The sequence below is a fragment of the Rhodonellum psychrophilum GCM71 = DSM 17998 genome (assembly GCF_000381545.1).
In the GTDB taxonomy this organism is placed as follows: Bacteria; Bacteroidota; Bacteroidia; order Cytophagales; family Cyclobacteriaceae; genus Rhodonellum; species Rhodonellum psychrophilum.
In genome coordinates this window covers 13,062-27,700 of record NZ_KB906688.1, presented here as the reverse complement: position 1 = coordinate 27,700, position 14,639 = coordinate 13,062, and the positions used below count along the sequence as shown (strand labels likewise).

The 14,639-nt window shown below is 44.6% G+C and carries 10 protein-coding genes; 8 read left to right on the top strand and 2 right to left on the bottom strand.

Features of this window, described 5'->3' with window-relative positions; all coding sequences use genetic code 11:
- Nucleotide 1 precedes the first annotated feature (1 nt).
- From priA to F824_RS0119255, 6 genes are all read left to right on the top strand, one after another.
- Nucleotides 2-2,521 carry a replication restart helicase PriA gene (gene priA, locus F824_RS0119290; RefSeq protein ID WP_019599579.1) on the top strand — a complete coding sequence of 840 codons (2,520 nt, stop codon included), beginning with the start codon at nucleotides 2-4 and terminating at the stop codon, nucleotides 2,519-2,521.
- Between the two features lie 81 nt (nucleotides 2,522-2,602).
- A complete protein-coding gene (locus F824_RS0119285) occupies nucleotides 2,603-3,124 on the top strand; it encodes a YfiT family bacillithiol transferase (RefSeq protein WP_019599578.1) in 522 nt (173 codons plus the stop codon).
- Between the two features lie 382 nt (nucleotides 3,125-3,506).
- On the top strand, nucleotides 3,507-4,814 hold the full coding sequence (locus F824_RS0119270) for an APC family permease (RefSeq protein WP_033405459.1): 1,308 nt from the start codon (nucleotides 3,507-3,509) through the stop codon (nucleotides 4,812-4,814).
- A 192-nt stretch (nucleotides 4,815-5,006) separates the two neighbouring features.
- Nucleotides 5,007-5,534 carry a nuclear transport factor 2 family protein gene (locus F824_RS0119265; RefSeq protein ID WP_019599574.1) on the top strand — a complete coding sequence of 176 codons (528 nt, stop codon included), beginning with the start codon at nucleotides 5,007-5,009 and terminating at the stop codon, nucleotides 5,532-5,534.
- Nucleotides 5,535-6,270: 736 nt separating this feature from the next.
- Nucleotides 6,271-7,659 carry a sensor histidine kinase gene (locus F824_RS0119260; protein WP_019599573.1) on the top strand — a complete coding sequence of 463 codons (1,389 nt, stop codon included), beginning with the start codon at nucleotides 6,271-6,273 and terminating at the stop codon, nucleotides 7,657-7,659.
- 168 nt (nucleotides 7,660-7,827) lie between these two features.
- On the top strand, nucleotides 7,828-8,868 hold the full coding sequence (locus F824_RS0119255) for an adenylate/guanylate cyclase domain-containing protein (protein WP_019599572.1): 1,041 nt from the start codon (nucleotides 7,828-7,830) through the stop codon (nucleotides 8,866-8,868).
- Between the two features lie 30 nt (nucleotides 8,869-8,898).
- Here the strand turns inward: F824_RS0119255 and F824_RS0119250 are convergent, their stop codons facing one another.
- The gene (locus F824_RS0119250) at nucleotides 8,899-10,191 is read right to left on the bottom strand and encodes a glycosyltransferase family 4 protein (protein ID WP_019599571.1); all 1,293 of its coding nucleotides are present in this window, start codon (nucleotides 10,189-10,191) and stop codon (nucleotides 8,899-8,901) included.
- Between the two features lie 180 nt (nucleotides 10,192-10,371).
- Nucleotides 10,372-11,358, bottom strand: coding sequence for an aldo/keto reductase (locus F824_RS0119245; RefSeq protein WP_019599570.1), 987 nt, complete (start codon nucleotides 11,356-11,358; stop codon nucleotides 10,372-10,374).
- A 72-nt stretch (nucleotides 11,359-11,430) separates the two neighbouring features.
- Here F824_RS0119245 and F824_RS0119240 point away from each other — a divergent pair, with 72 nt between their 5' ends.
- Together F824_RS0119240 and F824_RS0119235 are read left to right on the top strand one after the other, a co-directional pair.
- Nucleotides 11,431-11,826: a Dabb family protein gene (locus tag F824_RS0119240; RefSeq protein ID WP_236613269.1), complete on the top strand. Its 396-nt coding sequence runs from the start codon at nucleotides 11,431-11,433 to the stop codon at nucleotides 11,824-11,826.
- Nucleotides 11,827-11,877: 51 nt separating this feature from the next.
- Nucleotides 11,878-13,215 carry a S41 family peptidase gene (locus F824_RS0119235; protein ID WP_019599568.1) on the top strand — a complete coding sequence of 446 codons (1,338 nt, stop codon included), beginning with the start codon at nucleotides 11,878-11,880 and terminating at the stop codon, nucleotides 13,213-13,215.
- Nucleotides 13,216-14,639 lie beyond the last annotated feature (1,424 nt).

Genomic DNA, 14,639 nt, shown 5'->3' with positions numbered 1-14,639 from the left:
TTTGGAGAGTTTATTCGGAGACGCTTACGCACCACAGGACAGCAAATCCAATTTGTATGCTGACATCATCATGCCTGTCCCCATCCCCAAGATGTTCACCTACAAAATCCCCAGGAATTTTGCAGATGAAATCGGCATTGGCTACCGGGTGATCGTCCAGTTTGGGCTCAAGAAGGTTCTGACGGGCATTATCGCCAAGGTACATCAAAAGGCCCCCAAAGAATATGAGGCAAAACCGATCTTGGATGTGCTGGACACCTTTGCGACAGTCAATCCACTTCAGATCAAATTTTGGGTTTGGATGGCGGAATATTATTGCTGTCATATCGGAGAGGTGATGAATGCCGCTTTGCCTTCGGGGCTCAAGCTCAGCAGCCAAAGCAAAATCCAACTCAATCCCAGCTATGATTCCGACCAATCCCCCTACCCTTTGGATGCACGGGAGGAAATCATCCTTCAGGCACTTGCCAGCAAGAAAGAACTCAGTTATGAGGAATGCGAGGATTTGTTGGGGATCAAATCCATTCAGGGGATCATCAAAAGTTTGATCATCAAGGAAGCCATTCTGGTCTTTGAAAAGGTGATGGAAAAATACAGCCCCAAAGTAGAATCCAGAATCAGGCTTTGTCCACCTTACTTTTCCGATATCAAAGCATTGGAATCGCTTTTTAAAGAATTGGCCAACAAACCCAAGCAAGAAGAAATCCTGCTCAAATACCTTCAGGAAATCCCCATTTACCAGAAACCGGAACTGAATATCAAAGGTTTGGACAAGAAGGTGTTCACGGATGCAGGAATGACGGGAAGTTCCATCAAAACACTGATCAAAAACGGAGTTTTGGAAGAGTATAAAATCATCATCAGTCGCTTTGAGGAGATGAATGCAACGGAGGAGAAAATCATCCTTTCCACCGAACAGGACGAAGCCCTTCAGCAAATCAAAACCCAATTTGAGGAAAAAAACACACTCTTGCTGCATGGCATTACCGGAAGCGGCAAGACTGAAATTTACATCCAGCTGATCAATGAGGCCTTGGACAGTGGCTCCCAAGTGCTTTTGTTGTTGCCTGAAATCGCCTTGACCACCCACATGGTTTCCCGACTCCGAAAGGTTTTCGGGAGCAAAATGGGTGTTTACCATTCCAAATACTCCGACAATGAGCGCGTGGAGGTTTGGAACGGTGTGCTCAGCGGCAAATTTTCCTTTGTCATCGGCGTAAGGTCTTCGATTTTTTTGCCTTTTGACAGTCTGGGATTGGTCATCGTGGATGAGGAGCATGAGAGTTCGTACAAACAATACGATCCCGCCCCACGCTTTCAGGCCAGGGATGCTGTGCTCATGCTGGCGTGGCTGCACCAGGCAAAAACGATCCTGGGCTCAGCGACTCCATCATTTGAAAGCTATTACAATTCACGCACAAAAAAATACGGATATGTCTTTCTGGACAAACGCTATGGAGGGGCATCACTTCCCCAATACCAGCTTTCCGATATTTTGGTGGACAAAAAGAAAAACCTGCTCAAGCTGGATTTTACCAGACTGATGCGGGAAAAAATACAGGAGACGCTCAACAAGCAGGAACAGGTGCTGATTTTTCAAAACCGTAGGGGTTATGCCCCTTATATTGCCTGTGACGATTGCGGTTGGATCCCTGAATGTGAGCATTGTGATGTGAGTCTGACCTACCATCAATTTGGGGAAGAAATGCGCTGCCACTATTGTGGATTCAAGGAGAAAGTACCCCGAGTCTGCCCCGCCTGCGGAAGCGGAAAGTTGGGCGCCGTTGGTTTGGGGACCGAAAGGATCGAGGAAAGTTTAAGCCTGTTATTTCCAGAGGCACGGGTGGCCAGGATGGATTTGGATACGACCAGAAGCAAATACGGATACCAAAGACTCCTGGAAGAATTTGGCGCCGGCAACATTGATATTCTGGTAGGTACGCAAATGATCACCAAAGGCCTTGACTTTGAAAAGGTAACGCTGGTTGGGATCTTGGATGCGGACAGGATCTTGTTTTTCCCGGATTTCAGGGCTGGGGAAAGGGCTTTCCAGCAAATTACGCAAGTGGCCGGAAGGGCAGGACGGAGAGAAAAGCAAGGAACCGTCATCATCCAGACCCGAAAACCGGATCAGGCAATTTTTGGACAGGTGATTTCTGGGGATTATAAAAACTTCTATCTGCAGGAAATGGCGGAAAGACAGCGATTCTTCTACCCCCCATTTGTCAAAATCATCAAAATCTCCACCCGACACAAGGATTACAAGACCGCGGAAAAAGCAGCTAGGCACCTCCACAATCTGATGGGAGACATTCAGGTTAAGAAGATACTCTTGGGTCCGGAAAAAGGACTGGTGGGAAAAATTAAAAACCAATACATCTATGAGTCCTTCGCCAAACTTGACAAATCAGGAAATGCCCAAGCCCATTTCAAGCATGAACTGCAAGGACTCTTGATGGAAATGCAGGCGCATAAAGATTTCAGGGGAACCCGATTCGTGGTGGATGTGGATCCTTATTGATGGATAAATTCCAAAACCGGAATTTATTCTTGTATCCCCTGAGTTTTTGAATTGGTTCCAATGCTGTATCTTGATCCGCATATGAACAATCCTCTTCAATATCCCATCGGCCCATTTGCGTCGCCAAAAGAAATCAACCCGGAAAGCATTCATGAATGGATCACAAATATTGAAGCCTTTCCGGCTATGCTGAAAATGGAAATTCAAAAGCTTTCAGAAGCCCAACTGGACACGGCATACCGCCCTGGTGGATGGTCGGTGAGGCAAGTGGTGCACCATTGTGCAGACAGCCACATGAACAGTTTTATCCGGTTCAAACTCGCCTTGACCGAAGAAAACCCAACAATTAAGCCCTATTTTGAGGGCCTCTGGGCAGAAATGTCAGATGCCAAAACCCTACCAGTGGTATCCAGTTTGGCAATACTGGAAGGTCTTCATGTACGCTGGGTAGCGTTGCTTCGCGGCATGGACTCGGAAGATTTTGCCAGAACCTTCTTTCATCCCGAAAGCCAAAAATCCGTCCGACTCGACAAGACCATCGCCCTCTATTCCTGGCATGGCCTCCATCATTTGGGACATGTGAAATTGGTCAGCGGGCATTGATTCCCTTGGATTTGAAGTGCGCTATTTTCAAGTCAAACGGAACTGACCAAACCTATCCCCTACCAAAATATCAATACCCGAATTCTGAGCCGGATTTGATGGGATTCCAGGATTTTTGATCGTGGGAACATGGCTCCGCATTGTGAAAAGAAAGATGGCCGGAAAAAAATCCCTGCATATTTCGGGGGCAAATACCGGAACAATGTTGGTTTTTAGATCAAATCAATGCAAACCATATTATATTTGGGGGAAAATCAACCGAATGCTGCTCGACAATCCCTTCAAAAATTTACTTGGGCGAGCGCATTGATTTTATTTGGTGGAAATCCGAATTTCGAATGACTTTTATTTCCCATTACATTTTCAAAAAGAAGACCCATCAATGGCACAAGTAAACGAAGGATTAAAAAGGGAAGTTGGGGTTTGGGGGATTTCCGCGAACATTGTCAACATCATCGTGGGTGCCGGGATTTTTGTATTGCCGGCCATCGTTGCCGAGACAATGGGTGCTTCCGGGGTCATTGCCTACCTTTTTTGCGGATTTCTGATTGCTTTGGTGATGCTGTGTTTTGCTGAAGCTGGGAGCAAAGTAACCCACTCGGGCGGAGGATACGCCTATGTGGAAACTGCTTTTGGGCCTTATCCCGGGTTTTTAGCCTCCATATTCATGATGATGGGCAGCATATTTTCCGATGCGGCTGTGTCCAATGCATTGGTGGAGATCCTGGCCTTGGCATTCCCTATTTTCAAAAATCAAACTGTCCGGTTGATCTTTCTATTCCTCATATTTTCCGGACTGGCAATGGTCAATGTGATCGGTGTCAAACAAGGAATCGGCTTGGTAAAAATCAATACGATTGCCAAGTTGACGCCGCTTTTGTTTTTGATTGTCATTGGTTGGAAAGATGCTTCCATGGCCAATTTGTACTGGGAATCCACGCCAACACTCCAACAATTTGGAGAGGCCTCTTTGATTTTGTTTTTTGCCTTTCAGGGCGGGGATGCGGGACTTACCATTGGTGGAGAAATCAAAAACCCTCAAAAAACAGTTCCAAGGGCCATTTTTATCGGGATCTCATCTGTTCTTTTTCTTTATATCATGATCCAGGCAGTTTCTCAAGGGGTTTTGGGCGCAGAATTGCCAAATTTCAAGGAAGCACCATTGGCGGAAACGGCCAAGATTGTATTCGGTCCTGTTGGGTACACGCTCCTATTTATCGGCGCAGGGATCTCGATGTTTGGGATGCTGAGCGGAGAAATCCTGAACAATCCCCGCGTGATATTTGCCATGGCCAGAGACGGGGTAATCCCATTCGGCAAGTTGGCCTCCATCCACCACCGATTCAAGACCCCACATTTGGCGATTTTCCTGTATGCGGGTCTAGGATTTACCTTGGCCGCCATCGGTGGTTTTCGGCAACTCGCCATTATCGCCTCGGCAAGCATGCTGTTGGTTTATTTTGGTGTATCACTTTCCGTCATCAAGCTTCGACAGATGAAGGAAACGAGACCTGAAGAATTCAAAATCCCACTTGGCTATACCGTCCCCCTACTTTCGGCGGGCATTATTCTTTATTTCCTGTCCAACTTATCTGGAGTTGAAATTCAGGGAACCCTCATTTTGATTGGGGTATTGACCATGATTTATTTCTTGATGAGGTTTTTCAGAAAAGGTAAAATCAGATTCTGAGAAGTTTAACTGATTCTATTTGAAAATTCAATATTATTATTCTATCAGATAAAATCATTTGACTAAAAATTCTCATAAAAAATAATTTTTTTGTGCAATTATTCAATTATTGCTTTATTTTTATATGTTCTATACACATCGGTAAAAGTTGAAGCGAAAAACTAATTTTTATTTACCTAAAATCAAACGCTTATGAAAAATTCAATCCTTATTCTTTTGGCAGTGTTAATATTGGCAGCTTGTGAAAAAAAAGAAGCGCCGAGGTACACGCAAAACTCCCCTGAAATTGACATTTTGAAATCAGGAATCAGTCACTACAACACAAAAAACTGGGAGGCCATGGCTGCAAATTTCGCAGATACGGCCAAGGTCTATTACAACACCAAAAAATCCCCAATTTCATTTAAAGAGGTCCCTGCCTATCATGGCCAGAATGATGTGAATTTTTCTTCTAGGGGATTTCTGGATAGGGATCAAGATTACGAAATGGTGGTCACGGACAAGGGTGAAACCTGGGTAAATTTCTGGGGGATCTGGGAGGGAACACTAGCTGCAGACAACAGAAAAATTGAAATGCCGGTCCACTTGACCGCCCAATTCAAGGATGGAAAAATAGTGGAAGAGCATGGCTATTGGGACAATGGCCCCTTGATCATGGCCATTCAGGAAATCGAAGCCGCGGAAAAAGCCAAAAGCGCAGCACCCGTTAAGTTAAAGTAAAGGGTTCGGACCTTTGTACTCTCCCGAAATCATGAAAAGTGTGATGAAGTCGCAGAAATGGGGTTTCACCACCTTTTGTGATTTCGGGAGCTATTTTTCCTCGTATTGGCTTCAAAAGTGTTTAACCCGTATTTCTTTTGCGGGTTTTAACCCGTGTCGATTTGGGTTTTAACCCATGGCAGGAATGCCCAATCCAGCCTGAAATTAATTGATACTCAGTCAATGGTTTACATTTTTTGACTTCGCCATATCGGCGACATGCGTCATTCTCCAATTAGTCGGATTTGTTTCAATCCCAATTGGAAAACAGAATACCTACTTCCATCTATCTTGCGTCAAGTTGGCCGCTTTACGTTAATTTTTCCAAGTCTTGGAATTCGGGTTAAATCCAAATTGTTTAAACCCATTTTATGCATTAAGAACTCAATTCAATATTACAATCAACTGATATTCAATTATTTGCTGCTTGTTTTTGACTTCATCCTATTGGCGTCAGGAGTTAGTCTCACAATAGTCTGATTTTCTTGCAGTTTCGATCTCATTTGGAAAGGGAATGCATATTTCGGGTTAAATTCGAATGGATTGAAAATTGAACCCATCCTGGTTTTTCGTTTTCAGATTGCCTGATTATCTCTTTGTTTTAGGGTGCAACATCTTACTTTTTCAAAGAAAAAACGTATTTTGGTTATCGATTATTCTTTGGGTATCTTTTTGAAAATTGCTCAATTGCCGCTACATGAATTTAGAGAACATTATCGCAATCCTCATCATTTATAACCTGCGCAGGCATGCCAGCAAAGCAGGAAATACCCAAAAATGGGACAAAATCCTGAAAATCGGTATCTGGATAGCCATTGGGCTTTTGATATTGAGCATAATGGGACTCCCCAATGCCGCACTTTTGAAAGTGTTGACTTTCGGTTTTTTGGCATCTTTGATATTTGCAGTGTATCGCATTCCCGAATTCCAAAGTGCAAAGCCCATCGTCCTCGCTGGCCTCCCCTACCTCCTTATTTCCTTTATAGGCGATCTTTTGGGCTTTATCAATCCTGAATTGTATGCGAAATGGGAGAATTATTTTGAAACCGCCCTATTTTTCACCTTGCTGTGGGCTGCGGCCATGTTGATCATCAACAACAAGCAAAAGAAGGCCCTGGAAAAGGAAAGGATCAAGGCAGAAGAGAGGGAAAAAGAACATCGTATCACTGAATCTTTGAAGGCAGAACTTGAAATCCAGGTTGCAGAGCGGACAGCGGCGCTGACCCTTCAGAAAAATAAGTTGGAAAAAACATTGAATGAACTAAAAGCTACCCAAAACCAACTGATTCATGCCGAAAAAATGGCTTCTTTGGGAGAATTGACTGCCGGAATCGCCCATGAAATTCAAAACCCGCTCAACTTTGTCAATAATTTTTCTGAGGTCAGCAATGAACTCATCCAAGAAATGAACGCCGAATTGGAAAATGGTGATTTGGAAGAGGCCAAGTCCATTGCCAATGACATCCAACAAAATCTAAAGAAAATCAACCACCATGGCAAACGGGCAGAGGCAATCGTCAGAGGAATGCTCATGCACAGCAGAAGCAACTCCGGAAAAAAAGAGCTCACTGATATCAACGCACTTGCAGATGAATACCTCCGGCTTTCCTACCATGGCCTGCGGGCCAAGGACAAATCCTTCAATGCGGATTTCACCACCGATTTTGATCCCGCCCTCCCGAAGATTATGGTGATCCCTGAAGATTTTGGACGGGTTTTGCTCAACTTGATCAACAATGCATTCTATGCCTGTGCCGATAAAAGCCACATGGAGGCCCTAGAGCTCGGCAAAGACAGGAAAGAAAGGCCAAAAAGCATTGATGCATACAAACCAAAGGTTAAGATCAGCACGAAAATGATTGACCAAAAAATTCGAATTTCAGTCAGCGACAATGGCTCTGGAATACCGGAAGCGATCAAGACCAAAATTTTCCAACCCTTTTTCACCACCAAACCCACCGGACAAGGGACAGGCTTGGGATTGTCTCTCAGCTATGACATCGTCATGGCGCACGGTGGAGAGATACGGGTAGAAAGCAAGGAAGGTGAGGGCACCACATTCACCATCCTGCTGCCATTGGATTGATCCACTGGAAACTTTGTTTTCTTTTGCTAACTTGTGTGAGACATGTATGGATTCTTAGATTTTAATAGACCAGAAGGGGTGAAAAGTTAAATCCGAAGTATGCAATAGTGGAGGGTGTCGCCGATCAATGCAAAAGAATTGGATAGAAATGAATGAACAAACTCAACCATGGCGAAGATATTGGTAGTGGATGATGAAGCGGATTTGGAGACCTTGATCAAGCAAAAATTCCGACAACAAATCCGGCAAAAGAAGTACGAATTCCTATTCGCTTGTAACGGTAGGCATGCTTTGGAATGCCTCGAAGAAAACAAAGATGTGGATGTTGTCCTGACCGATATCAATATGCCGGAAATGGATGGTTTGACACTATTGAGCCGACTCTCTGAAACAAAACCACTGATCAAATCCGTGATTATCTCTGCCTATGGTGACATGGACAACATCCGGACGGCCATGAACCGTGGAGCCTTTGACTTTATCACCAAACCCATCAATTTCACGGATTTGTCCATCACCATCGAGAAGACGATCCAACAAGTACACCAAGTGCATGAAACACTTAAGGCCATCAAGGAAAATAATATCCTCAAGATGTACGTCGATGAGGCAGTTCTTAACTTTATGGGTCGAAAGGAATTTGAAAAATCACTTTTTGAAAATGAAACCGTGGTGGGATCCGTCGCTTTTATCGACATCTGTGGGTTTACTTCCATCAGTGAGACCCAAAGCCCCGATCAGGTGGTCCAGCTTTTGAATGAATATTTTGACTTGATGGTCAGGGAAATCATCCAGCAGAAGGGCATAGTGGACAAGTTTTTAGGTGACGCCTTGATGGCCGTCTTCAAGGGTGACTTTCATTTGGACCGTGCCCTCGAAGCCTGCCTGAATATCCGGAAGGCCATAAAGGCCATTTCAGCATCTACCGATAAAAATGAATATCGTCCAGAAGTGTCCATCGGCATCAACAGTGGCGAGATGATTTCCGGCAACATTGGTTCCTCCACTTTGCGGCGGCTGGACTATACCGTCATCGGAGACACCGTCAATGTGGCTTCCCGGCTACAGGCCGCAGCCAACAAAGGCCAAATCCTGATATCAGAGAAAAGTTATTTGTCCATCAAAGATTCCTTTTTGTGCAACAAAATCGGGGAAATGACCCTCAAAAACAAAAAATCCCCAGTGGTGGTCTATGAAGTCCTCAGCTAAGGTGTGCCTCCTCCGGAAATCCTGTTCCGGTCAAGGAAGGGGATCGGTTTGGGCATCCAGCAGTTGGGCAAGTACTTGCGTGCGTTGTTTTCTTGAATATTGGACCACCGAATCAGAGACGGGGAAATCTCTTTGAGAAATAAATTCCCGAAGAAATGTTTGGACACCTTCCCTATCCGTATGGGCGAAAACCTGTCCTGCATTTGCTTTTTTGAGGATAATGGCCGCATCGCCATAGGGATCACCCAAGGCAAGAATTGGCCTTCCCGTTGCCATGTATTCGAAAAGTTTGCCGGGTATATTGCCCTTGGCATTTTTGGTATCCGTCAAGATGAGGAGCAAAAGATGGGCTTTTTGGTAAAAACCAAATACCTCCTCATGGCTGACATACCCTTCCAATGCAACATGGGCCCTTCGCCATTCCTCCTCAGCAATGAACTCCTGGACCTGTTCCGAAACCTTGCCCACAAACCGAAGCTTTACCGGATTTTCGGATTTTTCAAACACCGCTTGCATCGCCTCCAAGAAAGGGATGGGATTCCGAATGGAATCGATCACACCCGTGTAGACGATTTCCAATTTCCCCTGATCAGGCAGGATGTCGAACCAATTTCCTGGCATATCCGATGGATCATAGCCGTTGGTCAACAAATGGATCTTTTTGTGCGCCAAAGCTTCAAAATCCTTTTGGAAGGTGGGGCTGATGGTTGTGATCGTATCGGCCTCTTTCAAAACACTCATTTCAAGTTTCTTATGGATATTCCGCACCATCTTCATCATGGGCAGTGCATCCAGAAATTCCCACTGCGACCAGGGGTCCCGGAAATCGGCCAACCAGGGTATCCCAGTTTTTCTTTTGAGATTCCTCCCTATCAGATGCATGCTATGGGGCGGACCGGTGGTAATGACGGCTTGAAACTGCCCCTGATCTACTAGGTCCTTCAGGAATTTTACCGAAGGTCTCACCCAAAACACCCTTGGATCCGGCACCAGTAAATTGGCCCTCAAGCTGATTCCCAGTTGGTCCAAAATGGATTTTTCTTTTTTCTCCAATACCTTGGCAGTATCGCCCAGCTTTTCGCCTTTGAGTTTTCTAAAAATCCCATAAGGTTCCCAAATCGGGAATTTAAGCACCTCGGTTTGTGGGTCCACCTCTTTCAAAAGGCTTTCGTCCCTCAATTCAAAATCCGGGTTTTCGGGTGTAAAAATCACCGGATCCCAGCCAAAACCGGGAAGATACTTCGCGAATTTCAACCAGCGCTGCACACCTGATCCCGCACTCGGCGGCCAGTAATAAGTGATGATCAGGACACGTTTGGACATAAGGTTATTGTTGAATTTCAACTATAAAAGATAGGTGCAAGTTGGGCTTTCGAGACACTCCACCAAAAGAAAATTTCTCTATATGGACAAATTAAAAGAAGGAAAGTCAAGGAGTACCAACGGGATAAATCAATTCCATATGATACTGGCTCTGACCTTTTTTGGATGCACAAGCAGTATTTACCATTGGGGATGGACTTCTTCCTTGATGTATTTTTCATACACCTTTCTCACTGCCTCCATTTTTTCTGCGGCAATCGGAGCGAGACTCCCTGCCTTGACATTGGACAGAACCTGCTCCACTTTGGAAGCTCCAGGAATCACCGTACTCACCTCCGGAAACATCAATACCCATCGCAAGGCCATTGCAGCGAGGGGTTCATTCCCTTCGAATATTTGCTTCAATTCATCCACCGCAGACAATCCCTTTTCGTAAGGCACACCTGAAAAAGTTTCTCCTTTGTCAAAGGCAGCCCCTTCGCGATTGAAAGTCCGATGGTCTTCTGGATCAAAAACCGAACTGGAGGTCAATTTTCCGGTCAACAAACCACTTGCCAACGGTACCCGCACGATGACGCCGACGTTATTGACTGCCGCCTGGGAAAAAAACTTCTCCGAAGGCTTAAGCCTAAACATGTTGAAAATAATTTGAACGGTGGAGACGGTTTCGTATTTCATGGCCAACATGGCCTCCTCCACCTTTTCTACGCTTACGCCCAAGTGACGGATTTTTCCTTCCTTTTTCAACTGCTCAAAAAGCTCGAAAATCTCATCCCTCTGGTACACCGCTGTGGGGGGACAATGGAGTTGCATCAAGTCAATGGTCTCTAAACCCATGTTTCTCAATGAGCCTTCCACATACCCACGAAGCGCTTCGGTAGTATAGCCTGCATTATCATGAGGATTGATTTGTCTCCCGCATTTGGTGGCTACGAATATCTCTTCGCTGCTTTCCCGAACGACTTTTCCCACTGCGGATTCGCTCAATCCCCCATCATAGACATCAGCAGTATCAATGAAATTGATCCCTTGATCGATGGCTGTATGGATGATTTTATAAGCAGCCTTCGGATCAAAGGTTCCTCCCCATCCTCCACCGACTTGCCAAGTCCCCAAAGATATTTCAGATACCTTCCAATCGGTCTTGCCCAGTTTTCTATACTCCATATTTCAAATGATTATTTCGGTGATTTTTTCAGGAAGCAATTTAAATTTTTATCTTTAGAAACCTTTAACAAAATGGCTATGAAATCCCGTAGAAAATTTCTTCAAACCTTAACCGTAGCAGGCGTAGCCGCTACATTACCTATTCAAACCATGGCAAACACGCAAGATTCCCAAAAAATGATCCACCAAGTATTTTTCTGGTTGGCAGACAAAGAAGGCGCCGAAGCCTTCAAAAAAGAAGCTGCTGTACTGGGGAAATGCAAAACCGTAGCTAAATTCTACATGGGAACTCCCGCCCCAACAGAGAGAAGGGATGTTGTTGACCACAGTTTTCAGGTTGCCTGTACACTGTTTTTTGACAGCATCGAAGATCAGAATTACTATCAGACAGACCCCATGCACTTGGCCTTTATCGAAAGAAATTCGACCAAGTGGACCCAAGTTAAAGTCTATGATTTTATCATCTAAACCAAATGGCTATAAACATCGTTTATAGCGTGTGAATTTTAATCAATCAGAATGAATAAAAACTATTTATCCCACTGGACGCTTTTATTTCTGTTTTCAGCATTCTTTTCTGCCTGTAATCCTGAAAAAGATGACCCGATGCCGGTTGCGGCTGAAGATGTGGTCAAAAAAGCCATTTTTGACAGCATGAAAGAATGGTATTTTTGGGAATCCGAACTGCCTTTGACTTTTGATGTCACCAAATACAATTCCAACGAGGAATTGCTGGATGCCTTGATGTTCAAACCCCTGGATAGATGGTCCTACCTGACCACGAGGGCGGCATTTGATGCTTCCTTTACCGGGCAGACGACTGGCGCCCACGGATTCAGTTTCGCATTCGATCAGCAGGAAAGATTGTTTGTCGCATTTGTTTATGACGAATCGCCTGCCGGAAAAGATGGATGGAAAAGAGGTTGGCAGATCGTGGAAATGAATGGAAAACCTATTTCTGATTACAAAAACAGCCAGGGAGGCTATAGTTTTTCCCTCGGAGCCAATGAAGTTGGCGTAAGCAATACCTTCAAATTTAAGTTGCCGGATGGCACCGAATCGACAAGGACCATTCTAAAAGGTGCTTTCCAAACAAATTCGGTGTTGCACAAGCAAGTAAATGAAATCGGAGGTAAAAAAGTGGGACACTGGGTGTATCAAAGCTTTAAGGCCACTGCCGGCCTCACCCCTACCAGAAGCCAGGAAGTGGACGATTTGTTCACCTATTTTCAGGCCGAAGGGATCAATGAACTGATCATTGACCTCAGGTACAACGGTGGTGGATCGGTGGCGGTCACTGAGCAGATACTGAACTACATTGCACCCAACAGTGCCAATGGGAATACCATGTACACCAACAAACACAATGGAAACAAATTTTCCAACAATAGGACTGTCAATTTTGCCAAGAAAGGAAATTTAAATCTCTCTCGTGTGATTTTCATCACTTCCAGAGGTTCGGCTTCCGCTTCAGAACTGTTGATCAATTGCCTCGAGCCCTACATGGATATCGTGTTGATTGGGGACAATACCTACGGAAAGCCAGTGGGTTCATTTCCTCTCTCCGGATTCAATAGAAGTCTAAGCTCCAATAACGTCGAACTTGTTCCCATTACTTTCGCAATCGCCAATTCACAGGGCAGGGCGGAATATTTTGATGGGTTTCCTGTCAACTTCCCCGTGGGAGATGATCCAGCAAAAAACTGGGGCAATCCTGAGGAAAGAAGGTTCAAGGCGGCAATGGAATTTATCGAAAACGGAACCGTCAATGCACGGATGAGGACCGAATTTTACCGACCCAAATGGGAAATGATTGACGCCTTTGAAGGTTTGCAAAAGGAATTTCCTTTGTATTGATCCAAAATTTGGTAATGAAAAGTAAAAATGTGGAATTGGTCTTTTTAACATGATCGATTCCACGTTTTTTTTATGCCTCTCCGGAATGTCCCCACCTCATGCCAAAATCCAGATTACCCTTATTGAAAACCCAAATTCGGAGAAGCAAAAATCAGAAAAAAAAGACCTTCGCGTCCTTCCCGTGAACCTTAGCGCTCTTTGCGTTAAAATTTTCTCGCCAAGTACGCAAAGTACTTCGCAGAGCCCGCAAAGAAAACAATTTGCTTCTCTATCATTCAAGGAGAAACCAAAAATCAGAAAAAAAAGACCTTCGCGACCTTCCCGTGAACCTTAACGCTCGCTGCGTTAAAATTTTCACGCCAAGTACGCAAAGTACTTCCAAAGTCCGCAAAGAAAACACGTTGTTATTCTATCCTTCAAGGAGAACCCAAAAACCAGAAGAAAAAGACATTCGCGTCCTTCCCGTGAACCTTAGCGCCCGCTGCGTTAAAATTTTTACGCCAAGTACGCAAAGCGTTTCGCAAAGTCCGCAAAGAAAACAAGTTGCTTCTCTATAATTTGAGGAGATACCAAAAATCAGAAAAAAAAGACCTTTGCGTCCTTCCCGTGAACCTTGGCGCTCTTTGCGCTAAAATTTTCTCGCAACATCACAAGAGGAAATCCCAAAGGAAAAAAGCATTATTTTGTCATTCAAGATGAAACCAAAAATCAGAAGAAAAAGACCTTCGCGTCCTTCCCGTGAACCTTAGCGCCCTTTGCGTTAAAATTTTCTCGCTAAGTACGCAAAGTACTTCGCAGAGTCCGCAAAGAAAACAAGTTGCCTCTCTATCATTTGAGGAGATACCAAAAATCAGAAAAAGAAGACCTTCGCGACCTTCCCGTGAACCTTAGCGCCCTTTGCGTTAAATTTTTTCGCTAAGTCCGCAAAGAAAACAAGTTGCCTCTCTATCATTTGAGGAGATACCAAAAATCAGAAAAAGAAGACCTTCGCGACCTTCCCGTGAACCTTAGCGCCCTTTGCGTTAAATTTTTTCGCTAAGTCCGCAAAGAAAACAAGTTGCCTCTCTATCATTTGAGGAGATACTAAAAATCAGAAAAAGAAGACCTTCGCGTCCTTCCCGTGAACCTTAGCGCCCTTTGCGTTAAATTTTTCACGCCAAGCACGCAAAGTACTTCGCAGAGTCCGCAAAGAAAACAAGTTGCCTCTCTATCATTTGAGGAGATACCAAAAATCAGAAAAAAAGGACCTTCGCGACCTTCCCGTGAACCTTGGCGCCCTTTGCGTTAAATTTTTTCGCTAAGTACGCAAAGTACTTCGCAGAGTCCGCAAAGAAAACACGTTGCCTCTCTATCATTTGAGGAGAACCCAAAAATCAGAAGAAAAAGACCTTCGCGACCTTCCCGTGAACCTTAGCGCTCGCTGC